We start from the raw sequence: 23,812 nt of genomic DNA on the forward strand, positions 1-23,812 counted from the left end.
CCGCAGGAGGCGGTACAGGACGTTGACCGCGTCGACGCCGGACAGCGAGAGGGCGACGACTCCCGAGACGCTCTCCGAGACGCTGGTCTGACTCAGGTTCTCCCCATACAAAGGCGCGTTCGCGAGGGGCGCGAACGTCCCGCCGTCGAAGTCTGCCCGGAGCTTCGAGCCGAGGAAAATCGACCTCGGGACGACGACCGCGTTCACGCCGACGACGAACGGCCCGTACGCGGACGTCACGTCGAACGTGAAGACGTAGTACCGGTCTTGCCCGACGAGGCGGCTCTGGCCACTCGCCAGCGTGATCGTCGCGTTCCCGTCCGTGACGAACAGCGTGTTCGCCTTCGGCAGGGCGAGCGTCCAGGCGTCGAACGAGTACCAGGAGTCCCCGTTGTACAGGGTCGATGACGACGTGCCCGAATTGAGTGTGTACGTGACGAACGCGTCGACGAGGATGTCGTCCCCGCGGCCGGGGTTAATCGCCCAGGCGGTCGCCCGCAGCGAAACGGACGACACGTCGTCCGGGACGTCCGCATAGTAGGTGGAGCCGAAGTCCGAGGTCGCGTACTGCGTCGTCGGGATCGGCGGCGGGCACGCGTACGACGTGAAGGAATCGCGCGTCGACACGACGTGCTGGCTCACCCACGTGTAGTCGTCGTTCACCCGGATGATGCCGACGAGCTCCGGGGTGCACCACGGGCCCGCGCCGTGGTGGACGGAGTTCACTCGGACGGCCACGAGGAGGTTGTGCAACGGGTCCAGGTCCGACGAATCGCGGACGCCGTCCCCGTCCGTGTCCCACGCCAGCGGGTTCGTCCCTTTCGTCAGCGTCTCGTACCCGTCGGACCATCCGTCCGCGTCCGTGTCCGTCTTCCACGGATCCGTCGCGAAGCCGTCGGAGCCGAGGTTCATCTCCTCGCTGTCATTGAGGCCGTCGGCGTCCGTGTCCGCCCGGTTCGGGAGCGTGTGGACCGTGACCTGCAATTGCAGGTACTCGACCGCTCCAACTTTGTTGATCGTCGAGTCGTACGCTTTCACGTACCACGTCCGGCCTGCGACAACGAGATCCTCCCGAGCGAGTTGGGAACCCGTCGAGGGCTTCTGCAGGAGGTCGTACGACGTGAAGTTGTTCGACTGGCCTGCGTTGCCGTACTGGCGCAACAGGACGCCGAGGTCGTCGGTGCTTCCGGTCCACCGCTCGAGCCATGCGGCGATTTGGCCCATGTCCTCGTGGGTGAAGCCGACCATCGCCCGGACGCCCTGGATCGCCCACGCCGGGGCTCCGAGCGCGAGGTCGATCTTGTCCGAAGAGACCCAGAGCTGGTCTCGCGTCGGATAGCGCTTCGGGGTCTTGACGCTCTTCACGAACAGTTCCTGCCCGTCGGAAAGGCCGTCGAAGTCCGTGTCCGTCGCGTTCGGGTTCAGCAGGATGCCCCGCGCAGAGGACTTCGTCAAGGCGGCTTGGGCGATTCCCTTCGCGTACACGACGAGTTCGTCAAGCGAACCGCCGAATCGCGGGCAGCTCGGCGAGCATCCTTCCGCCCGAGCCAGCGTGATCGGGTTCGCCGTATCCGTCGGCTTGAAACCCGTCGCCGAGGCCATGAGGACGTCATCGAAATACAGGGCCATCGTCGTTCCATCCGTGGTCGCGGACACGCGGACCCATCGATTCAACGGTAGCGGGAGCTGGGAGACGAGCGGGGCCTTCGTGTACATCGTGAAGCGCGCCAGCCCGTCCGAGCTGAGGTTCAGGTAAAACTCCCCTTTCTTGGCGACGAGGGAGACGTCGGACGCTGGAGCCGACGACGAGAGCGCGTATGTGGAAACGGTCAGGCCCGCCGTGTTGAAGTTCAGGCTCGCCGCATCCGTCACGTTGACGCTCGACGCGGCGGTGGCAAAGTTCCGGGCGAACCCGATCCGACCTTCGACGACCGACGTGGCGAAGAGGATGCCCGCGTTTCCCTTGCCGGCGAAATCCGCAAGCTTTCCGTCGGATCGAAGGGACTCCATGTCGAACCGGACGACCGGCAGATCCGCGGCCGAATATTGCGCGATCTCGTCCAGCGCGAGGGCCCGATCCCACAACTGGACTTCGTCGATCGATCCGAGGAAGTACAACGAAGAGCCGTAGTACTGGCCGATGCGCAGGGGTTGCCCCGTCGTCCGGAGGGATCCGGAAAGGCTTGCGGTCGTCGCGTCCGTAACGCCGTTGATGTACAGGCGGACCGTCGAGCCGTCGAACGTGAACCCGATGTGCGTCCATGTGGCCGTGGTGATCGACGTGCTCGAGGTCGCGCTCGCGGTCGTCCCGGCGACATTCTTGACCTGCACATTGAGCTTCCATGCCGTGCCGACCTTCCGGACGTCCATGTAGTACTGGAAGTCCACGCCGCTCTGGCCCTTCACGACGACGGGGTTGTACGTCCCCGCGCTACTCGAAATGGAGACCCAGGCCGCCACCGTAATCATCCCCGGCGAGACCACCGAGGCGTCGCTCGCCTGGACGTAATTCGAGCTGGCGAACGAGCGCGCATTCCCGACCTTGCCGGTGACAGAGGTCGTGCCTGAAATGGTGCCATGGCCGCCGTTCCCGCTCCAATCGCGCAGACGGCCATCCGCCAGGGTCGTCTCCATGTCGTAGAAGGCGATCCGGTGATCCAGGATCCCCGCGAGCTCGTCGGGATCCTTCACGCCGTCCGCGTCCGTGTCATCCGAGGTCGGCGAGGTCTTGAACGTAAACGTCTTCGCGGTCCCGTTCACGGGGATGGTGATCGTGCGGTCCAACACCTCCACGTTATCCGGGACTCCGTCGGCATCCGTATCCTTCAGGGACGGATTCGATCCGTAGGTGTTGACCTCCGCGCCGTCCAGTAGCCCGTCCCCATCCGTGTCCGTGGCGCCGGTCCCCGTCGGTCTCGTCGTCATCCGCGCGGTCAGGTTCGCCGGCCCCGCGAATGCGAAGTAATGCAAAATCTCGACGCCCGGCGTCGCGCTCGTCTCGCGCGCGTAGCCGAAGCTGGCGTTCGCCACCGCAGAGAGCCGGAGGCTCACATCCGCGTTCGAATTCTCCGTCGCGAACCAGGAGACGACCATGGGGGCGACACCGAAGCTCTTCGGGAAAGAGATGTTCCCCGAGGTCGCCGACCCGATGCTTACTGCCAGACGCGTCCATGTCGCGAGTGCGGTTGAGTCCGCTTGGGGGGCGACAGCGATGTACCCGACCGTCTCGGTTGCGTGCGTCCCAAGCGGGTTCGTGCGCAGGTACGTCTCGAAGGAGAAAGCCCCGACCGACCGGATCTTTGCGGCGGCAGCCTTCGTGTCGGCGTTTGACTGGATCTGCGCCAGGACGATAGGATTCTGGGCGAAGGCCTCCCGAAACGGCACGGGCACGTATGTCGTACCGACCCCGGACTTGATGCCCGCTTCGACGACGGTCCCGTCCGGCAGGACGTGGTTCCCGGCCTCGACCACGAGGTAGGTCACGTTCTCGCCGCCGTGCCCGCCCACTGCAGACCACTCCTGAAAGCGGAGTTCAAAGCTGTGGTCGGTGATGGACTGGATCCGGATGATTCCGGTCGCGACATCCTTCTGCGTCGGCGGCTGGGCGATCACGACGGGGCTGGTGTACCTGTTCTTGAGAAACACTTTCGTCCAGGCGTCCGTGATGCCGGCGGCGAGGCCCACCTCTCCGACGACCTTCGATTGGCCCGTCGTGACGAGGCCGCGCTCCTGGCCGTCCGTCAGGCCGTCCCCGTCGGTGTCTGCGAGGCCCGGGTTCGTCGTGAAGGCGGCGAGGATCGAGGAAACGCCGCCCGTCCACACGGTGAGCGTATGCGGCGCGATTTCGTAGCCGTCGGAGAGCCCGTCCAGGTCGGAATCCCTCGTGACGGGGAGCGTGGACCACGTGAACGCCTCCGTCCCGTCGCCGATCCCGTCGGAGTCCGTGTCCATCGCCTGCGGGTCGCTGTTCGCCTCGAATCGCAGGGTGTACGACGTCAGGCTGCCCGCCGAGCCGATCGACCAGTCGCGCACGACGAGACGCCACGGGAGATACGATGTGAACAAGGCCAAGGGCAGCGCGGGCCGCAGGATGCGAGATGCGTTCTCCCAGGCACTGCCTCCGGACGCCGCACTGGTGAGGTCCACGACGACCGTCGCCTTCGTGCCGACATCGATCTCCCCCGGGGTCCAGTCCGCCCCGAGAATGCCCAATGTCGCGGAAGCCGGAGCTGAAGGTCCGTCCGGCGCGAGGGTGGGCGACGTGGGGCAGTTGATCCGGCAACCACCGCCGCCGCCCCCGCCCCCGCCGTTGTACACCGTCACCGTAATGGTAGACGAGGCGGCCTTTCCGTCGGAAACCCGGTACGCTTTGGCGGTCAGGGTGTGTAGATCGTCTGTCGAGTTCGTCGTGTCCCACAGCCACGAATAGGGAGAGGACGTGTCCGTGGACTGCAACACTCCGTCGAGGTAGAACTCCACCTTGGAGATCGACGAGGACGCGGAACTCGCGTTCGCCGCGACGGTCCTGGCGAGCTTCACAATCGCCCATGCGGAGGGCGCCGTGATGTGTACCGCGGGGTCGTTGCTCGTCGTGACGTTGCGGGTCGATGTCGTCGTCTGTTGGAGGGCCCCGAGGTCGTACGCGACCGCTTTGATCGTGTGGACGCCGTTCATCCACCCATCGGTGCCCCACGACAACGCATAGTCATGGGTCCCGGCGATCGGGGTGGACACGAACTGCTGCAGGACATTGTCCACATAATAGCCGACCTTTTGGACGCCGTTGTAGTCGGTCGCGGTCACCTTGACCGTGACCGTCCCGGTCACCGTCGCATTACTCGCGGGGTTCTTCCACGTAACGACAGGGCCGAGGTTGTTGACGTTCACCGAGATCTGGTCCCACGCCTTTCCGCCGGCCGTGTCGTACTGCGTCGCGTTGAGGATCCGGACGCCGTCTCCTGACGTCGTCCAGCTCCACGGGTACGCGTTCCCTACGGGCGCCGTGAGGTTCGCCATGAGCGTCCCGTTCACGCGGAACTCGACTTTCGTCGTGATTTCCGGATGAAGGACCGTCGCGACGGCATTGATCGTCCCCGCGTAGGTCGCCCCCGCGATGGGGCTCGTTATGCCAACGGAGAGTAGATGCCTCCCGGGATCCCAGACGTAGCGCTCGATCCACGCGGACCCGTTCCAGTATCCCACCGCGGCCGTAACGTCGCTCCGTTTCGTATGGTCGATCGAGAAATTCGCAAGTGCTTTCACAGGCAGTCCGTAGAATTGCGCTAGGGACAGGCTTGCGGTCGTCGAATTGACTCCGTCATCCGGGATCGCCTTAGGGAGTCCCCCCGGTGACATGTCCTGGTAGTAAATCGTGGCCGTCTCCTGCGCGTTCGTGAGGCCGTCGCCGTCGGAGTCCCCCTGTAAGTACGCCTCGAATTCGTTGATCTGCGGCTTCGTCGACCCCACCTTGGCGTCGATCGTGATTTGCATCCCCAGCGCGAAGAAGGTGCTCTGAAGGCTGACGACCACATCCAAGACATTGTTCTGTGTGGTCGACCACACCTTCTCTCCGGATTCGTAGAGCCCATTGCCGCTCGTGTCCAAATACAGGGAGAGAGACGTGTACTTCGTCGTCGTAAAGTGGGCGTGCACCACGTTCACGGAGGCGAAGCTCCGGAACCTCACGGCGAGACTCCCTATCGTCGTGGAGCTCTGCCAAACGGAGGACGTCAACCCGTCGATCGCCTTGCCTGGAACGTTGGGGTCCGTATACCCGGAGGCCGTCGCTTGAGCGCCGTTCGTCGCGAGCGCGTGATTGTACTCCGATCCCGTTGGCGACGTCGCCGCGGCCTCGTGGCTCTGAAAGAGCACCGTGATCATGATGACCGCACAGACAATCGCGATAATTCGAAGCGCCCGCTTCGTAAAAGTCCCCTCCGCGCCCGATAACCATGTAGAGGCAGATAACCGCGGTTGTCAATTCGACTTGAGTTGTCACGTTTTCCCCGGGAAGCTCGGACAGTCTAGATCCACGTGCAGCGATTGATTTTGCGACGAATCCCGATTCCTGCATGACCTGCCCGGTCACGCATTCGCCACGGTCGCAAACCCCCTGGACCGGAAGGCGGACGCCCCTGCTGGGATTCGAACCCCAGTCAGAGGTTCCGGGAGCCTCGCCGAGGCTGCGTCGGTTCGATTTCAAAGATGGGCGGCACGACCTCGGGCCGCCTTTTCTGCGCCCGCTCGGATCGCTTTCAGATTCTCCGCGATGCGGTCCGGAAAAATCCCGGAGCCCGAAACGAGGATGTCCGCCCCTGCCTCCGCGACGATCGGCGCGGTGTCCACCTTGATCCCTCCGTCGACTTGGAGCTCGGTCTCGAGCCGCTCTCGATCGATGTACGCTCGCGCCTCGCGAATCTTCGGCACGACGTCGGCGCGGAACGCCTGGCCCGAGAAGCCCGGATGGACCGTCATGATGAGGAGCAAGTCCGCGTCGGGGAGGAACGGCTTGCCCCTCTCGAACGGCGTGGCGGGGTTCAGCACGAGTCCCGGGGCGATTCCGTGGTCGCGGATGAGTTTGATCGTCGTGCGGACGTCGTGATCGCTCTCCACATGGACCGTCAGGTCGTCGACGCCCGCCTCGACGAACGCCTCCACGAAGTTCTGCGGGTGGGTCACCATCAGGTGTGCGTCGAACGGGACCTTCGTCAGCGGCCGGATCGATTTCACCAGCGCGGGTCCCATCGTGACGTTCGGCACGAAGTGTCCGTCCATGACGTCGATGTGGAGCATGTCCGCGCCGGCCCCCACGGCCTCCAGCACTTGCTCCCCGAGCCGATCGAAGCGGGCGGAGAGGATCGAGGGGGCGATCTTGATGCCCATCGGCGCGACGAATGAACAGCGCGGGATAAGGGTTCCCTCCCTCCTCCGCGGCGACGGGAAAGGGAGGCGCGAAGTGCGTTCAGGCTCGGTGGTACGACGTCAGTTCGATCTGAACGTGCAGGCCGTCGACGAGGGTCGCGACCTTGACGACGTTGCCGACGTCCCCGTTGAACCACGCCGCGACCGGCGCGTGCAAGTCGCCAAATCCGTCGTCCCCGAGGCGCATCGCGAACGCCATCTGGTCCGTCGTCGTCCCGAGCTCGATCACGGGCAGCCCCACGCCGACGGGGATCGCCGAGAACGTTCCCGCTGGCGTAGTGACGTCCTCGAAGATCCCGCTCGACAAGAGGAGCCGGACGGGCACGGTGAACGTGATGTTCCGGCCTTTCTCGACGTACCAGTTTGGCGCGTCGAAGCGCCAGGTCGTCCAGGCGTGGACCGTCGCGTTGCTCGAGGCCTCCCATGTCTCGTTCTCTCCGAGCGGGAACGACCAGACGTCGAGGGGCGGGTCGTACGTCGTCTCGATCTTCGCCGTGTACGACACGTTGATCGCCACATCGTAGGTATCGTATTCCGCATAGAACGAGCCGCTGATGTGGACCGTCCGGACCTCCGTGACCTTGGCGAGGTCCGAGGCGCGGTACAGCGTGTACCCGTCGACCGTCGCATCGTTCAGGATGACGGTGGCGTGCAGCATGATCGTGGCGTCCCCGTAGCCCGTCTCCTGCGAGAGGTCGATCACCTTCCCGACATGGTACGTCGCCGCAAGGCTGACGTTGTACTGCGAACCATCCGCCGAGTCGACCGTGCGGGTGATGGTCCCTTCCAACGCCGGGGCGACCCACAGGCTCTGCATGCTCTCGAGATCGGACGAGGCGTTCACGTCGTACGTCCACGAGTCCCCCACGTGCCAGGTCGGCGTGTCGATCGGCCCGGCCTCCGGTTGCGGCGCCGCGCCGTTCGGCGGTTCGAGGCTCATGAGATTCTGGGGCCCGACCGCCACCGCGAAGGCGGTGAACAGCGAGGACGTCACGAGGACGCTGATGAGGAGCGCTTTGTTTTGCATTCGCATCATCGTTGTTCCGGCCTTTACGAGCACTCCAGCTATTTACGAATTGTGATACAGACGTAGAACGGTTAAGCATGTTGAATCGATTTTATCTTTTGAGAATGAATGTCGCCATGCGGCGGGTCGGGAATCTGCGTGCTCCACATCGGTTCAACCGTTGGATCTTCGAAGGGATGTTCCTCGGATGGGGGGCGCTGACGAGCCTCGTCCTCGTCGCGGTACTCGCGGTCGTGACGACGGTCACGTCCGAGCCCTTTGCTATCCTCCTCGTCCTGGCGGTGTTCACTCTGGTGTGGTGGCACTTGCTTTGGATTTCGTTCGAGCGAGGGAGCGGCGTCCGCTAACCCGCGTCACCAAAGCCCTTAAGCCCGTCGCGTCATCTCCGGGCCGTCCCGGGCCACGCCTGCGGGCGGGGTGGGCCATGGTCGACGTTTCCGAGGAACTGATTGCAGGTCTCAAGAAGAAGGCCGTGGTCCTCCGGAAGCACATCATCCGCATGACGAACAACGTGCAGAGCGGCCACCCCGGAGGCTCGATGTCCGCGTGCGACATCGTCACCGCGCTCTACTTCCACGTCCTCCGCGTCGATCCGAAGCGGCCGGACTGGCCGGACCGGGACCGGTTCGTCCTGAGCAAGGGCCATGCGTGCCCCGTCTGGTATGCGGCCCTCGCCGAACGCGGATTCTTTCCGGTTGACGAGCTGATGACGTTCCGCAAGATCAACAGCCGCCTGCAGGGCCATCCGGAGATGGGCACCACGCCGGGCGTGGAGAACGCGGCGGGCGCGGAAGGGCAGGGCCTCTCGTTCTCCGTGGGTCTCGCGCTCGCCGCTCGGATGGACCACCAAGGCTGGCGCGTGTACTGCGTCATGGGCGACGGCGAACAGGACGTCGGGCAGACATGGGAAGCCGCGATGGCGGCATCGAAGTACGGGCTCGATAATCTCACCGCGTTCATCGACCGAAACGGGATTCAGCAGGAGGGCCGCACGGAGGACATCATGCCGCTCGAGCCGCTTGCTGAGAAGTGGGAGGCGTTCAACTGGCACGTCCTCACGATCGACGGGCACGATTTCCGGCAGATCCTCGCGGGGATCGAAGAGGCCCAGCGGACGCGGGGCCGGCCCACGGTTGTCGTCGCGCGGACCGTGAAGGGGAAAGGCGTGTCCTTCATGGAGAACAAGATCAAGTACCACGGCGCCGCGACGACCGACGAGGAGCTGAAGCGCGCCCTCGCGGAGCTCGATGCGCAGGAGGCCGCGATTTGACGGGCCCGTGGAAGTTGGAGAGCCAGCGGTCGTACTTCGGGAAGGCACTCGTCGAGCTCGGCCGCCGCAATCCCGACGTCGTCGTGGTCGGGGCCGACACGACGGAGTCCCTGAAGGCAATCGACTTCGGGAAGGCGTTCCCCGACCGCTTCTTCCAGCTCGGGATCGCGGAGCCCAACATGATCAGCGTCGCCGCAGGCCTCGCCGCCGCGGGCAAGATTCCCATCGCCGCGACGTACAGCGTCTTCGGGAGCGGGCATACGTACAACGTGATCCGCCAGAACGTCGCGTACACGAACCTGAACGTGAAGATCTTCTGCTCCCACGCCGGGCTGAGCGTCGGCCCGGACGGCGCGACGCACCAGATCAACGAGGACATCGGCGTGATGCGCGGGATCCCACGCATGACGGTCCTCGTGCCCGCGGACGGCCCGGAGACGGCGAAGTGCGTCGATGCCGCCGCGGCGATGAAGGGCCCCGTCTACTGTCGCTTCTCCCGTTCGGACGTGCCCACGATCACGTCGATGGGCGACGAGTTTGCGGTTGGTCGGGCGCGAGTCCTGCGAGACGGATCCGACGTCACGCTCGTGGGCTCCGGGCTCATGGTGGCACGGTGCCTCGAGGCCGCGGATGCCCTCGCGCGTCAGCGGATTGACGCAAGGGTGATCAACCTCTCGACGGTCAAGCCGCTCGACGTCGCGACGATCGACCGCGCCGCACGGGAGACGGGCGCGATCGTCACGGCGGAGGAGCACACGATCGTCCACGGCATCGGAGCGGCCGTCGCTTCGGTCGTCGTGGCGAACCACCCCGTGCCCGTCGCCTGCGTCGGCGTGCAGGACGTCTTCGGCGAGAGCGGCGAGGCGGAGGAAATCCTGCGGAAATACGGGCTCACCTCGGACCGAATCGTCGAGGCGGCGCGCGGCGTGCTGAAGCGTCGGGGCATGTAGTCCGCATTCCCGCGGCGTGCACCGGGAGTCGGGTTGCCTCTACCGTCGCCGCCGTCGCGCCTTGGGCTTCGGCTTGCGACTCGGCGCCTTCGCGCGGCTCGCGGGCTCGCTCTTCTGAGGTCCCTGGTTCGAGTAGGTCGTGACGGTCGCGAAGCCCGCTTTGTTCTCCCACGCCATGTCGAAGTCGCCGTCGTTCAGGGACCACCGCGCGATATTCGTCACGAACGCGTCCTTGAAATTGATGCCGCCGGGGAGGAGGATCTCTCCCGAGAAGTCCGCGCCGGTGACGGGGTTCTTGATGTGTTTGCTCCGGACCTCGCCGATGCCCGCGACGGTGAACCAGCTGTCGTACCCGTCGTAGTGGAAGTCGATCGCCGCGTTCCCCGTCGGCAGGACCTTGGAGAATGTCTTCGGGAAGATCTCGAACACGCCGCCGCCGTGCCTCCCGGCGGTGATTTCCTCGATCGCGCGTCGCTGCTCCGACGTCGCGCTCGGATCGACGTACAGCCGGGCCGTCCCGTTCCCCATGTGGATCGCCCGCGGCCACCACACGCCCCATGCGAATTTCACGCCGTCGAGCTTCGTCCCGTCGAAGTTGCCCTTTCGGATCCGCCAGGCCACGAGCGCCTCGCAATTCCCGCGCGTCGGGAGCGCGTTGAAATTGCACGGGCATCCGTAGTCGCAGTTGCAGCTCTGAACATATTCCGCCTCGAACTTCCAGTTGGTCAAGGGAACCCCCGGGGGCGGTATCCGCGAGGCGCTATAAAATCGCGTGCGCGATCGGCCTCCGCACCGTTCATATCCGGGCCGCCGGATACCGCGTCGATGGAATCGGGGAGCCTCGCCGCGCCGGACGCGCTCCTCCGCCGCCTCCGGATTCCCGTGGCCGCCGCCGTCGGGATCGTCGTCGCAGCCGCGTGGTACGTCACGTGGGTCTCGTCCGACCTCCTCATGCAGGCGCGATCGCCCGCCGCGGTCGGCGCGACGGATCTCGCGCTGTTCTTCGCCCTCCTCGTCGTCATGATGGTCGCGATGATGCTGCCGTCCGCACTGCCGATGGTCCTCGCGTACCACGGCTTCACGCGGCTCGAAGCGGGTCGGCCGGCGCGGCCCGCGGACCCGCTCGCGACCCTCGCCTTCGCCCTGCCCTACTTTCTCGTGTGGGGTGCTTTCGGGGTCGTCGCGCTCGTCGCCCTCGTGGCGGTCAATGCCCTCGGGCCGTGGACGGGCGTCGCGCTCCTCCTGCCCGCCGGGACCCTCGTCGCCGCGGGAGTGTGGCAGGTCACGCGGACGAAGGAAGTCTGCCTGAGCCACTGCACGTCTCCGATGATGTTTGTCCTGCATTTCTGGCGTTCCGGGCGGCTCGGCGCGATGCGGATGGGTTTGCGCCACGCCGCATCCTGCATCGGCTGCTGCTGGCTCTTCATGGTCGTCCTCTTCGTCGCGGGCTCGATGAGCCTCGCGTGGATGGGCGGGATTTCGCTGCTCATCTTCGTGGAGAAGCTCGGCGTCCGTCAGGCGCTCCTCACGCGAGCCATCGGCGCGGTGCTCCTCACCCTCGGCACCTTGGCGGGGGCAACGGCCCTCGCGGCCGCGTAGCGGGGGCCCATGCCGCCCCCGTCCGGCCGGACGACCGGCCTCCTGGGCGTAAGCCAGCTCGGCGCGTGGGCGACGATTTTTCGCTCCGTGTTCCTCCGCCCCTTCGCCGCGAAAACGATGACAGGCACGATCGCCCTCGGCGTCCTCGCTGTCGGGGGGGTGGCCTCTTCCTTCAACGACGAACCCGTGCGGCCGAGGCGGTCGCGGGGATCGCTCGATGACGGTGGCGGGATCGGCGAGGGACTAAATCGTCGTTCGATCCGATGCGGACAGGAGCCTACGGCGCGGACTCGGGCATCTCTTTCACTTGCCGGACGGGGGAGAAAAGGACGAAGAGGAAGGCGAACGCCCCGCCGGCGAGCCCGACGATGATCGCAGGCCGCAACCCAATCGCCTCTCCGAGGAATCCGCCCGCGAGCGCTCCCAGGGGCAACGTCCCCCAAACGATCGTCCGCATGGTCGCATTCAATCGACCCTGAAGTCGGAGGGGGACGATCGCCTGGCGGTAGCTGACCTGGTTGATGTTATAGTAGAGATTGCCGACGAACGAGACGAAGAACATCGCCGCGATGGCGGCGAAGGCGAGCGGTCCCGTGACGAAGGGCAGCGGGAGGGGAGCGAGGCCAAACATCACTCCTCCGAGGATGATGGCCGGCCCCACCCCGATTCGTTTCGCAACGCGATTCGCGGTCACAGCGCCGACGATCCCCCCGATTGACGAGATGGCGAACAGGAACCCGAGGGCGAGCGGATCGAAGCCGAGACCATCCTTCAGGTACAGGATGAGCAGCGCCGAGAAGATGGCGCTCGAGAAGAAGTTCGACCACGCGGTGCACGCCGCGATGTGCCGAAGCCGGCGATCCCCCAGGACGACCTTCAGTCCCTCGGCGATTTCCGCAGGCACGGAGCGGCGCTCGGTTGCATCGGGCGTCGCCTCCCGCTTGCGAATCGCGATCAATGTGATCGCGGAGAAGAAGAACGATGCCGCATCGAAGAGCATCGCGGCGGCCGCCTGGAGGAACTGAATCACCGTGCCAGCCAACGCGGGCCCACCCGTGTTCGCGAGCGTGTTGCTCGTCTCGAGCTTGCTGTTCGCATCCACGAGTTGTTTACGTTCGACGAGGGCCGGCAGGTAGGCCTGGTACGCGACATCGAAGAAGACGGTCAAGATGCCGATGAAGAACGAGAAGGCGTACAGGTAGGCCATGTTCAGGAGGCCGGCGAGGCCGAGCAGGGCGATCGTCAGGATCATGCTCCCGCGGCCGAGATCGGCGAGGATGAGGACGGATCGCCGCTGCCGTCGGTCGACCCACACCCCGACGAGGAGCCCGAACAGTAGGAACGGCAGCGTGCCCGCGGCGCCGAGGACGCCCATCTCCGCGGGATGCGCTCCGAGGACGTATACTGCAATGACCGGGATTGCAAGGCCCGTGAACTGGTCGCCGAGCCGCGAGATGGATTGACCCAACCAGAGGAGCAAGAAGTCGTGGTGACGCCAGAGCGTGGGCCCGGCTGCCATCGGTGAACCGCCCGCATCGGTCGTTCGGATATGTAGGTTCGCCCGCCGTGCGGGGGACAACGTCTCCCGCGAAGCGGAAATCCTCTTATCGACCTGCCGCCATCGGTCGTCGGCGGACGCGCATGGTGAAGATTTTCCTCGACACCGCGAACATCGACGAGATCCGCGAGGCGGCCTCGTGGGGCGTGCTCGACGGCGTCACGACGAACCCCACGCTCGTCGCCAAGACGGGCCGCAAGTGGTCCGAGGTGATCCAGGACATCCTCGCCCTCGTCGACGGCCCGATCTCCCTCGAGGTGACGACGACCCAGGCGGACGAGATGATCAAGCAGGGCCGTCAGCTCGCGAAGCTCCACGAGAACGTCGTCGTGAAGATCCAGATGACGACGGAAGGTCTGAAGGCGATCAAGGCGCTGTCGTCCGAAGGCGTCAAGATCAACACGACGCTCATCTTCAGCGCGAACCAGGCGATCTTGGCCGCGAAGGCCGGCGCGAAGTACGTGAGCCCGTTCATCGGCCGGCTCGACGACATGGGCCAAGAGGGGATGCAGGTGATTCGCGAGATCGTCGAGATCTTCCGGAACTACGAATGGGATTGCGAGGTCCTCGTCGCGTCGATCCGCCATCCGCTTCACGTAATCGAGGCCGCAAAACTCGGCGCGGACATCGTCACCCTGCCGTTCGACGTCCTGACGAAGATGACGCAGCATGCCCTGACCGACGTCGGGCTGAAGCGGTTCCTGGACGATTGGCAGAAGGTGCCGAAGTAGGCCGAGGGCCGGATTGAGCAAGCCTCATTTATGGCATCGGGCATCGGGATGGCGTGAAGCTTCCGAGCCTCCGAACGCTCGGCGTGGTCGGATTCCTGGCGCTAGCGGCCGTCGCGACGGCCCTCGGATGTCCGTTCTTCCGGAACCCGGGGAACTTCGCGACTACGGGCGGCCTCGTCGGGTACGTCCGCTACGTCGTCGACGTCCACCGAAAGCGCTGACCCTTCGACCCGCGTCGCGTGGATAGTTAGGGTCCTCCCGAACCGGGGGGAATCTTTCAAGAGGTGCGGGGCCGATAGTACCGACCGGATGGACCCGGGCGCTCCCAAGATCACGCTCGACCAAGAGAGTTTCAAAGCGCTCGCCTCCGACGTCCGCGTCGGCATCCTGAAGCGCCTCGACGTGCGGCGGGAGACCGTCACGGACCTGAGCAACCGGATCGCGCTGAGCAAGCCGACCCTCCTGGAGCACCTTGAGAAGCTCCAGGCGGCGGGGCTCGTCAAGCGGGTCGACGAAGGCCGCAAGTGGATCTACTACGAGCTCTCGGATAAGGGCCGGAAAATCCTGCATCCGGAACGGGTCGCGATCACGCTCGCTCTGTGCGCCGCCGTCGGGCTCGCGATCATAGGGGCGATATACGTGTTGTCCGCATCGGCGCTGATGGGGGCCGGCCCTCTGCAGAATCAGACCGCTTTTCCCGCCGAAAGACTGCAGAGTACTGCGACCGGAGTCTCCGTCGTGATCTTGCCGTTCGTCCTCTCGGCCCTGTGCGTGTTCGTGGCGCTCGCCCTCCGTGTGTACGGCCGGCATCGGCGGCATCGGTTCTTCGCGGAACTCGACGTCGCATGAGTTCGTCCGCGGGCAGGGATGCCCGTCCGGCTTCCGGGAAATCGTTATGAGCGGCGACGGCCTTCGCAACGGTGTGCCGCGGCTCCGGCGGGGGAGGCCCGCGTGGGCGGTCCCCGTGCTCCTGTTCCTCGCCGTCGTGCTCGCCGCGGCCCTGGCGTTCAACGTCGCGAACCTCGAGGCGGGGGACGAGACGGCGCCTCCGCTCCCCCGGGGTACGAGCCCGGGGGCCCTGTTCACGCTCGACCCGATCTACGCGGACGTCCTCGTCGTCGGGTTCGGCGGCACGGTCGTCGGGGCCGCGATCTACCTGATCCTCACGAACCGCGGACACCAGGGGCGCCCGGCGAAGCCCTCGCGGTGGCGGGAGATCCTCTCGTCCGTCCTCGGGCTCGTGATCGTCCTCGCGCTCCTGTTCGGATGGCCGCGGATGGTCCACACCCTCGCCCCAGGAAACGAGACGGCGGACTCGACGACCGTGACCGGGGACTCCGGGAACGTGACGGCGTGGCCCGCCTCCGTGGGCGCGCCGCTCGGCCTGTTCTTGGCCATCACCGTCCTCGGGACGATCCTCGGGATGTCGTACCTGCTCCGCCGCAACGCCGGCGGCTTCGAGGTCGACGACGACGCCGCGCCGGACGAGCGACGAACCGCGTCCGAGGCCGTCGGAGCGGCGATCGCAGAGCTCGAGATCGGAGGCGACGTGCGGGGGGCGATCCTCGCGTGCTTCCAGCGGTTCTGCCGCCTTCTCGGGTCGCGAGGGATCGCGGAGCAGGGGGCGATGACGCCTCGGGAGCTCGAACGCCTCGCCGTGGACCGCCTGCGCGTCTCGCCGGACGCCTCGGGGACCCTGACCTCGTTGTTCGAGGAGGCCCGGTACAGCGACCACCCGCTGCGGGAGGCGGACCGTGCGCGGGCGATCGAGAGCCTCACGGGGATCCGGGCGGCGCTGGAGGCGTGAGATGTTCCGGCGGCCGCTCCCCATCGCGACGGCCCATCCTCGGCCCGCACGGACGGAGGATTCGCGGGAGACGCTCTGGTCGGAAGCCGCCGCGGTCATCGCCCTCGCGGTGACGGTCGGCGTCCTCCTGTACGAGGCGCAGTTCAGCAGCTCGATGCAATGGCTCCTCGGGGTCGGATTCCTCGCCGCGTTCGCCCTGTTCGCGTGGGGCCTGATCCTCCGCCGGACGGCGGAACCGGCGCCGCTCGTCGGCCCGTCGACCCCGGGGACCATCCGCGAGGGGGAGCTCGGGGCCCTCGCCGCCGCCGTGCGACGCGCCTCGCGCGGCATGGCGTACAGCCAAGTGTTGGTCGCCTCGCGCGCCCGGGCCGCATTCGTCGAGCGGGTTCGCCTCGCCCTGGGCCTCTCGCCAGAGGCGATCCGGGAGGCGCAGCGGGATCCCGAGGCGCTCCACCGAATCCTGCACGACGAGGTCCTCGAGGACTTCGTGCACTTGCGCGTCGGCGACTTGGAGGACCGCTACCGCTGGGTCGTCGAGGCACGGGGACGGCGCGGGTTCGGCCCGGATTTCCTCGGGGTCCTCCGGCGCATGGAGGCGTGGAGGTGAAGGTCACCTCCGTCGCGGAGATCGGCGGAGCGCTCCTCGACGCGGTCGAGACCGTCATCGTGGGAAAGCGGCCGGTCCTCGAGCGCGTCCTGTGGGCGATCCTCGGCGACGGGCACCTCCTGATCGAGGACGTGCCGGGCCTCGCGAAGACGCTGATCGCGAAGTGCTTCGCCGCGGGACTCGGCCTCGGGTTCCGCCGCGTGCAATTCACGCCGGACCTGCTCCCGGCGGACATCACCGGCACCTACGTCTTCGATCGCAAGACGGGCGAGTTCGTCCTCCGTCGCGGCCCCGTGTTCACGAACGTCCTCCTGGCGGACGAGATCAACCGCGCGCCGCCGAAGACGCAGTCCGCGTTGCTCGAGGCGATGCAGGAACGGCAGGCGACGCTCGAGGGCGAGACGTTCCGCCTCGATCGGCCGTTCTTCGTGATCGCGACGCAGAATCCGATCGAGCACGAGGGCACGTATCCGCTGCCCGAAGCCCAGGTCGACCGGTTCCTCCTCAAGATCGACGTCGGCTATCCGACGCGCGAGCAGGAGATCGAGATCCTCCGTCGACGGCGGGACCGGCGGACGGACGACGCGACGATCGAGCCGATCACGACGCCCGATGAGGTCCGTGCGCTCCAAGCCGCACTCGAGGACGTCCACGTCGATCCGGCGGTCGAAGGGTACATGGTCGACGTCGTCACGATGACCCGCGGGCACAGCCAGGTCGAGATCGGCGCGAGCCCGCGAGGCTCCCTCGCCCTCCTCAAGTTGTCGCGCGCGCGGGCGGCGCTCGCGGGCCGGGACTTCGTCACCCCGGACGACGTGAAAGAGGTCGCGCAACCGGCCCTCGCGCACCGGCTCATCCTCAAGCCGGATCCGTGGATCCGGGGCGTCCGGACGTCGTCCGTCATCTCCGATGTCCTCGGGCAGGTGCGAGTGCCGAAGGTGCCGTGACATGCGGACGTCCCTGGCGAGCGGCCTCGCCGCGGCGTCGCTCGCGTTCCTCCTCGTCGGGCTCGCGGCGCGGAGCTGGCAGGTCGTCCTGCTCTCCTTGCCGCCGGTCCTCTTCCTCGCCCTCGGCTCGCTGTTCCCGCCGCCGACGCCCCGGGTCGTCGCCGTGCGGAGCCTTTCGCGGGACCGGGTGCAGGCGGGCTCGGATGCGCGCGTCGATCTCGTCGTTCGGAACGAGGGGCCGGCGCTCGACCTCGTCGAGATCCTCGACGTGTTGCCGCCGGAGCTCGCAGTCGTCCGGGGCACGAACCACGCCGTGATCGCCTTGGAGCGGGGCGGCGTCGTCCCGCTCTCGTACGAAGTGCGGTCGGCGGTGAAGGGGGACTTCCACCTCGGGCCCGTCCGCGTGCGTTCCCTCGATCCGCTCGCCCTCGGCGCGGAGGACGCGGTCGTGCCGCTCGACTCGCGGCTCGTCGTCGCCCCGGCCATGGAGGACCTCCGGCGGGCACGCCTCCAGCCGCGGCGCACGCGGCCGTGGTTCGGCCAGGTCCCCTCGAGGCGGATCGGCGTGGGCACGGACTTCTGGGGGATCCGGGAGTACGTCCCCGGAGACGACGTCCGGCGGATCAACTGGAAGGCGTCCGCACGGTTCGATCGGCTGTTCTCGAACGAGTACGAGGGCGAGCGATCCGGGGACGTCGTGATCGTCGTCGACGCGCGGCGCGAATCGTTCATCGGGACGGAGGAGGACAACCCGATCGAGCACGCCGTCCGGGCGGCCCTCGCGATTGCGGAGCACGTCCTCGCGTCGAAGAACCGCGTCGGGCTCATCGTCCAGCGGGACGTGCTGGACTGGGTGCCGCCCGCGTTCGGCCGGAAGCAGCTCTACCGCATCCTGGACCACCTGACCCACGTCCGGCCGGGCGGGGAGTGGCCGTTCGCCCACGTCGCCTGGGTGCTCTCCCGGTTCTTCCCACGGAATTGCCTCGTCGTCATCATCTCGCCGCTGCAGGATCGGTCGGCGCTGTCGGCGATTATCGCGCTGGCGGCCCGCGGCACGGACGTCGCGATCGTCTCGCCCTCGCCGCTCGCGATCGAATGGAGGCTCGGCGACAAGAGGTCGGAGCTCGCCACCGCCCACCGGATCCTGACGATGGAGCGCGCGAACCTGATCGCACAGCTGGGGCGCATCGCCCAGGTCGTCGACTGGGATCCGACGACGCCGCTCGCGCTCGCCTTGCGGAGGATGGGCACACGGCCGCGTCCCGCGTAGTTCCGCTCGCGCTTCGAGGCGCGCCGACGGCCCTGCTCGCCGCCTTGGTGGGCTGGACCGTCGCCGACCTCTTCGCGATCGAAGATGTCGGGTCGAAGACGGCGCTGGTCGAACTCCTCGTCGTCGGCGTCGCGGTCCTGATCGTCGCGCATGCGCTCCGACGACCCGCGCTCCGTCCGATCGGCCTGACGGGCGTCGGGGCCGTGTACGTGGCCTCGCACACGATCGTCTTGGGAGTCCAAGTGCTGCCGGCGCTCGGCTTCGTGGTCCTCCTGATCACCCATGTCGAATTGCGGATCCTGGCCGATCGGTTCGCGCGACTCTACGAACTCGCGCTCTCGGCGGCGGACCGGGCGCGGATCCGCGGGGCGCTGGGCCGAGCGGCGTTGCGTCTCGCGACGGCTGCGATCCTCGCGGTCGTCGTGCCGCTGATCGCCGCGAATCTTGCCGTCGCCGGCGTCGTCCCGCTCACGACGATTCCCAGCGCCATCCTCCTCGCGGCCGGGCTCGTGGCGATCGTCGTGGCGCTCGCGATCCTGCCAAGCCTGCGAGGGAGAGCGGCGTAATTCCACGCGCGGATCGCGCGCGGCGCAAAGGATAACTAGACCTCGAACTTTGCGACGGCCGCTGCCCCGGTGGTCTAGCGGTCTATGATCCCGGCCTGTCGAGCCGGGTGCTCGGGTTCGAATCCCGACCGGGGCGTCTTACCCGTTACTTCTTGGTGTTTTCCGTTTTTGCATCTTCTCGTATCTTCTGTTTTGCGAGTTCCGGGTTCTGGATGTACAAGATGATCGCGTTGGCGTGACCATGTCCCAGCCCGCAGTCCGACTTGAGCCACGTAAGTAGCTCGCCGTGTTTTGCGAGGCCCTTCTCTTTCGCCAGCGCTCGGAAGTATTCCGGGTCCTTTCCGGTCTTGGCCCTGATGTTGTCGATGTATGCTTTGTATGTCATAGTTTCGCCGGGTGCATCTGCTGGGTCAATCTGAATTCTTACTGTTCGATCGAATCCGATTGGACGCATCTGTACCGGGCACCGGAGACTAACTTTGATTAGGCCATGCAGCCATGACGACCGGGGAGGTTCTTACCGTGGCGGGAGAGGGAGAGACGATTGTCGGCATCGTGTACAACGCAGAGGGACAAGTCGGTCGGCTCGCACTGCCGAAGCTGTACGACCTCATCTTCACGGATCGACGTCTCGTCGGCGTCGTGACGGTGAAGACCGGGGGCGCGCGTCTGGCGGGACAGCTGCTCGGTGGGGTGATCGGCCAGGCCGTCGCGGCCTCGTTCGCGAAGGGCGGGGCGGACAAGAAACGGATGGCCTATGCGGGAATGCCGCTGGACCAAGTTGCCGCTCAGAACGCGGCGAACTTCGCGGCGCCGTATGGCTCCATCGAAAACCCGCGAGTCAAGGGGCTGTTCTCGAAGCGCCTTGAGATGAAGGTTGGCGGGAAGAAGGCCGTATTCCGTCTTCCGAAAGAGCAGGTGCCCGCGACCCAAGATTTGGTCCGAAGGCAACTCCCGCGGTAACGATCGCGGGCAGACCGGCTTGGCCGGAGTCCAACGATACAATCATTGCGACCACCATATACCTCCGGGGGGGCCTCGCGTCGCGGCCGCAATGAGCTTGTTGGTTTGCCTCGTGACCGGCCCACCGACAGTGTGAATCCCACCACGGGTCTTCCTGGAGAACAGCTTCGTCGCGAGAGCCTGCCATATGAACCTTCGGATTCTTTCGTTCTCGAAGACGTTAACACAGCTATTTAGCCGACTGCCACTTGGGGAGGCGCCATGTCGGAAGCCGTGACACTTCGGCCTGACAGCAAGAAGACGGTCGCCCCGATGCGTTCATCGAAGGGTTCCGTCATCGATGTCCGCCACCTCGTCAAGGTGTACGGAGGCCGCGGTCAGGAAGAAGTCAAGGCTGTTAACGACGTCAGTTTCTCCGTGGCGGAGGGGGAGTTCTTCGGCTTCCTCGGCCCCAACGGTGCGGGAAAGACGACAGTCATCCGGATCATCACGACCCTGCTCGCGAAGACGAGCGGCTCGGTCCGCGTGGCGGGCCTCGATGTCGAACGCGATGGCGCCGAGATCCGGCGGATCATCGGATACACGGGTCAGTCGATCGGCGTCGATGGCGAACTCACGGGCCGCGAAAACCTCTGGTTGATCGGGCGGCTCTACCACATGCCCAAGTCGCTCGTGGAGGAGAGGGTGGAGGAGCTCCTCGAGGTCTTGCAGTTGAAAGATGCCGCCGATCGGCGCGCGTACACCTATTCGGGCGGCATGCGGCGGAGGCTCGACCTGGGTGCGGGCCTCGTCCATCATCCTCGGATCCTCTTCCTCGACGAACCGACGACGGGCCTCGATCCGCAGACGCGGAACGCGGTGTGGGAGTATTTGCGCCGACTGCACAAGGGAGAGAAGATGACCATCTTCCTCACGACCCAGTACATGGAAGAGGCCGATCAGCTGTGCCAGCGCATCGCGATCATCGATCAGGGTAAGATCGTGGCCGAGGGCAGTCCCACCGAGCTGAAGGCCGCGATCGGTGCAGACATCATCACGGTCCGCATCACGCGAGACGAAGCGTTCGAGCAGAGCCGGGATCGCGCGCTCGAGATTGCCCGGATGGTCCCCGGCGTAAGTCGCGCGACGATCTTCGACGAGGGCGTGAGCGCCCACACGGCCGACGGCGGCGCGACCCTGCTCGAAGTCTTGCGGCGACTCGATTCGGAGAAGGTCCCCGTCCATCAGGTCGCGCTCGCGCACCCCACGCTCGACGAGGTCTTCCTGCAGCACACGGGGCGGCAGATGCGCGTTGAGGAAGTGAAGCCCATGTCGCGGGGATTCGGCCGCCGGAGGCGCTAGAATGGTCACAGACGTTGGACACGCACAGCGGATTATCACGCGAACGCGAGATTCGGAAACGAGCGGCGGGGTCCTGACGGAGATCGGCCTCGTTACGTGGCGGAGCTTGGTGAAGCTGACGAGGACCCCGGTCCTCCTGTTCTTCAGCCTGTTCATGCCGCTCATCTGGCTCGTCATGTTTAGCCAGACGTTTGGGACCGTGTTCTCTTCGGCCACAACCGGCGGCCTTCCGGGAGGTCCGTCTCCGACCCCTCTTCCGTACGACTACGTCGCCGTCCTCCTGCCCGGCATCACGGTCATGACGGCCATCCAGAGCGCCTCTCAGTCGGGCTTCGCGATGGTGTCCGATCTCGAGTCCGGATTCATGGACAAGTTCTTCGTCGCGCCGATCCGGCGGAGCAGCGTCCTGGTGGGCAAGCTCCTTGCGGACGGACTGCGCATGGCGGCCCAGGCCGGCATCATCCTCGGAATCGCGGCCCTCCTCACACTCGCGGGCTGGCGGATCCCGTTCGCGACGGGGATCTTCGGGGCGGTGATGATCATGTTCCTCGCCGCGGCGTTCGGCGTGGCCTTTTCCGGCCTTTCGAACACGGTCGCCCTGAGGACGAAGAACACGGAGTCGACGATGATGGTGAGCTTCTCGCTCACCTTCCCGCTCCTGTTCCTGAGCACCGCGATGCTCCCCAAGGCGCTCCTGCCCGCGTGGGTCCAGAGCTTCTCGACGGTCAACCCGGTCAGCTACATGGCCGATGCCGCTCGCGCGCTCATCCTCACCGGATACGATTGGACCGCGCTGGGGAACGCGATCCTCGCCATCACCGCATTCGGGATCATCCTGAACGGTCTTGCGGTCATGGCGTTCCGCGCGCAAGGCAAGTAGGCCACGATCCGGGTGGATCCAGGCCTAGGCGGGCGTCGGCGAGACGCTCGGCTCGATCCGTCGTGGGGCCGACGCCTCGGTCGACGGAGCGGCCGTTGCCGCATCCGCGAGCCCGGTCGCGTCGCGGCTCTCGACCAGACCGGAGATCGCACTCGACGCCACCGCCGCGACCGACGTCGCGTCACCCCAGGTCTCGAGATGGGCCGCGTTTGCCTCCTCGAATTCGCGGAGGAACCGAACGAGCTCGCGCCCGAGCGGGCCGTCGCCGGAACCCCGGTATACGGCGCACGCGCTTACGAAGCGGCCGTGGACGGCCACGAGTCCCTCGTCTCCGAATCGCTCGTTCGTCGGTCGGAAGGTGTGGTTCGTCGTGGGCGTTCCAACGAATGTCCGGACGGCGGTCAGGACAGGTCCGAGCTGGTCCGCCGCGATGGGCGGCACGAAATCCGAGGCGACCGTCGCGAGCGGGTCGCCGCTCCGGTGGAACAGGAACACCGCACGCACGGCGTGGTCCGTCCCCCGCCACCGCAGGCCGACCGGGAAGGCCAACATTGCAATCATCGCGGGCACAATCAAGATGCCGAAGTCAATCGTCGGGAACCCCTCGGCCCACGGACGCGGGTCTAGGGTCAATAGGGTTTGGTCAAGGCCGGTTGAGTCAAGCGGAATTGAGTGCCTCCGGCGCGACAGGCTCAAGACGGCCCCCGTGTTGCGGCTGCCATGCCCTCCCGCCCCCTCCTGTATTCGATGGACATCAGCCATTACTGCGTCGCCGCGGACCGCATGCTCGCGTTCAAGGGCGTCGAGTTCGACACCCGCTACGTCCCGTATCACGACAAGCGCGAGCTGATCAAGGCGACGGGCCAGGACTACGTGCCCACCCTGGTCTGGGACGGCAACACCGTCGTGTGGCACGACATCGCGGACTTCCTCGAGGCGGAGCGGCCGAAGCCGACCCTCTACCCGTGGGGCCAGAAAGGCCTCGCCATCACCCTGGAGCACTGGGGCCACCAGGTCCTCGAGGAGCGGGTGTGGCGGTACGTCGTCACGAAGATCCCGCCTGTCCTGAAGGACGACTCCGAGCGCTGGGTGTTCGAGGAAATGCAGACCCGGGCCCGCGGGCCGTGGCACGTGCTCGAGATGCGCCGGGAGGAGTTCCGGCAGGACATGAACACGCACCTGGCCATGGTCGAGGCGATCCTCGACGGGCGCGACTGGATCCTCGGGGAACCGAGCCTCGCGGACTTCGGAATCTATGGATCGATGTCGCCTCTCCTGACGGCGGGCGAGCGGATCCCGAAGGAGCTCCCGCGGCTCGCGAACTGGGCGGAGCGGATTCAAAGGCTCGGCCGGTAGAGAGCAATGGCTCAAGGAT

Annotated in this window: 23 protein-coding genes and 1 tRNA gene; 17 read left to right on the forward strand and 7 right to left on the reverse strand. The window is 66.3% G+C overall.

Annotated features, from left to right (window positions below; genetic code table 11):
- From VF992_11705 to VF992_11715, 3 genes are all read right to left on the reverse strand, one after another.
- On the reverse strand, nt 1-5,880 hold a 5,880-nt coding region (locus tag VF992_11705), incomplete at its 3' end, for a LamG-like jellyroll fold domain-containing protein (GenBank protein ID HEX9341816.1).
- Nucleotides 5,881-6,198: 318 nt separating this feature from the next.
- Nucleotides 6,199-6,882, reverse strand: coding sequence for a ribulose-phosphate 3-epimerase (rpe, locus tag VF992_11710; GenBank protein ID HEX9341817.1), 684 nt, complete (start codon nt 6,880-6,882; stop codon nt 6,199-6,201).
- A 79-nt stretch (nt 6,883-6,961) separates the two neighbouring features.
- Nucleotides 6,962-7,957, reverse strand: coding sequence for a hypothetical protein (locus VF992_11715; GenBank protein HEX9341818.1), 996 nt, complete (start codon nt 7,955-7,957; stop codon nt 6,962-6,964).
- A gap of 95 nt (nt 7,958-8,052) precedes the next feature.
- Between VF992_11715 and VF992_11720 the strand changes: the two genes are divergently transcribed.
- From VF992_11720 to VF992_11730, 3 genes are all read left to right on the forward strand, one after another.
- Nucleotides 8,053-8,295, forward strand: coding sequence for a hypothetical protein (locus VF992_11720; GenBank protein HEX9341819.1), 243 nt, complete (start codon nt 8,053-8,055; stop codon nt 8,293-8,295).
- A gap of 77 nt (nt 8,296-8,372) precedes the next feature.
- Nucleotides 8,373-9,218: a transketolase gene (locus VF992_11725; protein HEX9341820.1), complete on the forward strand. Its 846-nt coding sequence runs from the start codon at nt 8,373-8,375 to the stop codon at nt 9,216-9,218.
- Nucleotides 9,215-10,168: a transketolase C-terminal domain-containing protein gene (locus VF992_11730; GenBank protein HEX9341821.1), complete on the forward strand. Its 954-nt coding sequence runs from the start codon at nt 9,215-9,217 to the stop codon at nt 10,166-10,168. Before VF992_11725 ends, VF992_11730 begins: the two co-directional genes overlap by 4 nt.
- 39 nt (nt 10,169-10,207) lie before the next feature.
- Here VF992_11730 and VF992_11735 read toward each other — a convergent pair whose 3' ends face one another.
- Entirely contained in the window at nt 10,208-10,897 is a 690-nt protein-coding gene (locus VF992_11735) for a DUF1326 domain-containing protein (protein ID HEX9341822.1), read from the reverse strand.
- 96 nt (nt 10,898-10,993) lie between these two features.
- Here VF992_11735 and VF992_11740 point away from each other — a divergent pair, with 96 nt between their 5' ends.
- On the forward strand, nt 10,994-11,767 hold the full coding sequence (locus VF992_11740) for a DUF2182 domain-containing protein (GenBank protein ID HEX9341823.1): 774 nt from the start codon (nt 10,994-10,996) through the stop codon (nt 11,765-11,767).
- Between the two features lie 277 nt (nt 11,768-12,044).
- Here VF992_11740 and VF992_11745 read toward each other — a convergent pair whose 3' ends face one another.
- The gene (locus tag VF992_11745; protein ID HEX9341824.1) at nt 12,045-13,286 is read right to left on the reverse strand and encodes an MFS transporter; all 1,242 of its coding nucleotides are present in this window, start codon (nt 13,284-13,286) and stop codon (nt 12,045-12,047) included.
- Between the two features lie 125 nt (nt 13,287-13,411).
- Here VF992_11745 and fsa point away from each other — a divergent pair, with 125 nt between their 5' ends.
- The 9 genes from fsa (at nt 13,412) to VF992_11790 (ending at nt 19,389) form a co-directional block, all read left to right on the forward strand.
- Entirely contained in the window at nt 13,412-14,056 is a 645-nt protein-coding gene (gene fsa, locus VF992_11750) for a fructose-6-phosphate aldolase (GenBank protein HEX9341825.1), read from the forward strand.
- A 53-nt stretch (nt 14,057-14,109) separates the two neighbouring features.
- Nucleotides 14,110-14,277, forward strand: coding sequence for a hypothetical protein (locus VF992_11755; protein HEX9341826.1), 168 nt, complete (start codon nt 14,110-14,112; stop codon nt 14,275-14,277).
- An 88-nt stretch (nt 14,278-14,365) separates the two neighbouring features.
- Nucleotides 14,366-14,905, forward strand: a complete 540-nt coding sequence (locus VF992_11760; protein ID HEX9341827.1) for a winged helix-turn-helix domain-containing protein — start codon at nt 14,366-14,368, stop codon at nt 14,903-14,905.
- 73 nt (nt 14,906-14,978) lie between these two features.
- Nucleotides 14,979-15,863: a DUF4129 domain-containing protein gene (locus VF992_11765; protein ID HEX9341828.1), complete on the forward strand. Its 885-nt coding sequence runs from the start codon at nt 14,979-14,981 to the stop codon at nt 15,861-15,863.
- Between the two features lies 1 nt (nt 15,864).
- Nucleotides 15,865-16,470: a hypothetical protein gene (locus VF992_11770; protein ID HEX9341829.1), complete on the forward strand. Its 606-nt coding sequence runs from the start codon at nt 15,865-15,867 to the stop codon at nt 16,468-16,470.
- Nucleotides 16,467-17,417, forward strand: a complete 951-nt coding sequence (locus VF992_11775) for a MoxR family ATPase (GenBank protein HEX9341830.1) — start codon at nt 16,467-16,469, stop codon at nt 17,415-17,417. Before VF992_11770 ends, VF992_11775 begins: the two co-directional genes overlap by 4 nt.
- Nucleotide 17,418: 1 nt before the next feature.
- Complete coding sequence (locus VF992_11780) at nt 17,419-18,687, forward strand: DUF58 domain-containing protein (protein HEX9341831.1); 1,269 nt, start codon at nt 17,419-17,421, stop codon at nt 18,685-18,687.
- A 44-nt stretch (nt 18,688-18,731) separates the two neighbouring features.
- A complete protein-coding gene (locus VF992_11785) occupies nt 18,732-19,253 on the forward strand; it encodes a hypothetical protein (GenBank protein ID HEX9341832.1) in 522 nt (173 codons plus the stop codon).
- A 63-nt stretch (nt 19,254-19,316) separates the two neighbouring features.
- Nucleotides 19,317-19,389: transfer RNA gene (locus tag VF992_11790), tRNA-Asp, on the forward strand.
- A 9-nt stretch (nt 19,390-19,398) separates the two neighbouring features.
- On the opposite strand, the gene VF992_11795 is transcribed toward VF992_11790, so the two are convergent.
- Entirely contained in the window at nt 19,399-19,638 is a 240-nt protein-coding gene (locus VF992_11795; GenBank protein HEX9341833.1) for a DUF4287 domain-containing protein, read from the reverse strand.
- 137 nt (nt 19,639-19,775) lie between these two features.
- Here VF992_11795 and VF992_11800 point away from each other — a divergent pair, with 137 nt between their 5' ends.
- From VF992_11800 to VF992_11810, 3 genes are all read left to right on the forward strand, one after another.
- Nucleotides 19,776-20,216, forward strand: coding sequence for a hypothetical protein (locus VF992_11800; GenBank protein ID HEX9341834.1), 441 nt, complete (start codon nt 19,776-19,778; stop codon nt 20,214-20,216).
- A 261-nt stretch (nt 20,217-20,477) separates the two neighbouring features.
- On the forward strand, nt 20,478-21,557 hold the full coding sequence (locus VF992_11805; protein HEX9341835.1) for an ATP-binding cassette domain-containing protein: 1,080 nt from the start codon (nt 20,478-20,480) through the stop codon (nt 21,555-21,557).
- Between the two features lies 1 nt (nt 21,558).
- A complete protein-coding gene (locus VF992_11810) occupies nt 21,559-22,437 on the forward strand; it encodes an ABC transporter permease (protein HEX9341836.1) in 879 nt (292 codons plus the stop codon).
- A gap of 24 nt (nt 22,438-22,461) precedes the next feature.
- Here VF992_11810 and VF992_11815 read toward each other — a convergent pair whose 3' ends face one another.
- Nucleotides 22,462-23,070 (reverse strand): hypothetical protein, encoded by a 609-nt coding sequence (locus VF992_11815; GenBank protein ID HEX9341837.1) that lies wholly within the window; start codon nt 23,068-23,070, stop codon nt 22,462-22,464.
- 87 nt (nt 23,071-23,157) lie between these two features.
- Between VF992_11815 and VF992_11820 the strand changes: the two genes are divergently transcribed.
- Nucleotides 23,158-23,793: a glutathione S-transferase family protein gene (locus VF992_11820; GenBank protein ID HEX9341838.1), complete on the forward strand. Its 636-nt coding sequence runs from the start codon at nt 23,158-23,160 to the stop codon at nt 23,791-23,793.
- Nucleotides 23,794-23,812: the final 19 nt, after the last annotated feature.

Source organism: Thermoplasmata archaeon (assembly GCA_036395115.1).
In the GTDB taxonomy this organism is placed as follows: Archaea; Thermoplasmatota; Thermoplasmata; order RBG-16-68-12; family RBG-16-68-12; genus RBG-16-68-12.

Coding starts and splice junctions, on each gene's coding strand:
- rpe (HEX9341817.1), bottom strand. CDS start 6,882: ATGGGCATCAAGATCGCCCCCTCGATCCTCTCCGCCCGCTTCGATCGG.
- VF992_11715 (HEX9341818.1), bottom strand. CDS start 7,957: ATGATGCGAATGCAAAACAAAGCGCTCCTCATCAGCGTCCTCGTGACG.
- VF992_11720 (HEX9341819.1), top strand. CDS start 8,053: ATGAATGTCGCCATGCGGCGGGTCGGGAATCTGCGTGCTCCACATCGG.
- VF992_11725 (HEX9341820.1), top strand. CDS start 8,373: ATGGTCGACGTTTCCGAGGAACTGATTGCAGGTCTCAAGAAGAAGGCC.
- VF992_11740 (HEX9341823.1), top strand. CDS start 10,994: ATGGAATCGGGGAGCCTCGCCGCGCCGGACGCGCTCCTCCGCCGCCTC.
- VF992_11745 (HEX9341824.1), bottom strand. CDS start 13,286: ATGGCAGCCGGGCCCACGCTCTGGCGTCACCACGACTTCTTGCTCCTC.
- VF992_11760 (HEX9341827.1), top strand. CDS start 14,366: ATGGACCCGGGCGCTCCCAAGATCACGCTCGACCAAGAGAGTTTCAAA.
- VF992_11770 (HEX9341829.1), top strand. CDS start 15,865: ATGTTCCGGCGGCCGCTCCCCATCGCGACGGCCCATCCTCGGCCCGCA.
- VF992_11780 (HEX9341831.1), top strand. CDS start 17,419: ATGCGGACGTCCCTGGCGAGCGGCCTCGCCGCGGCGTCGCTCGCGTTC.
- VF992_11795 (HEX9341833.1), bottom strand. CDS start 19,638: ATGACATACAAAGCATACATCGACAACATCAGGGCCAAGACCGGAAAG.
- VF992_11805 (HEX9341835.1), top strand. CDS start 20,478: ATGTCGGAAGCCGTGACACTTCGGCCTGACAGCAAGAAGACGGTCGCC.
- VF992_11810 (HEX9341836.1), top strand. CDS start 21,559: ATGGTCACAGACGTTGGACACGCACAGCGGATTATCACGCGAACGCGA.
- VF992_11820 (HEX9341838.1), top strand. CDS start 23,158: ATGCCCTCCCGCCCCCTCCTGTATTCGATGGACATCAGCCATTACTGC.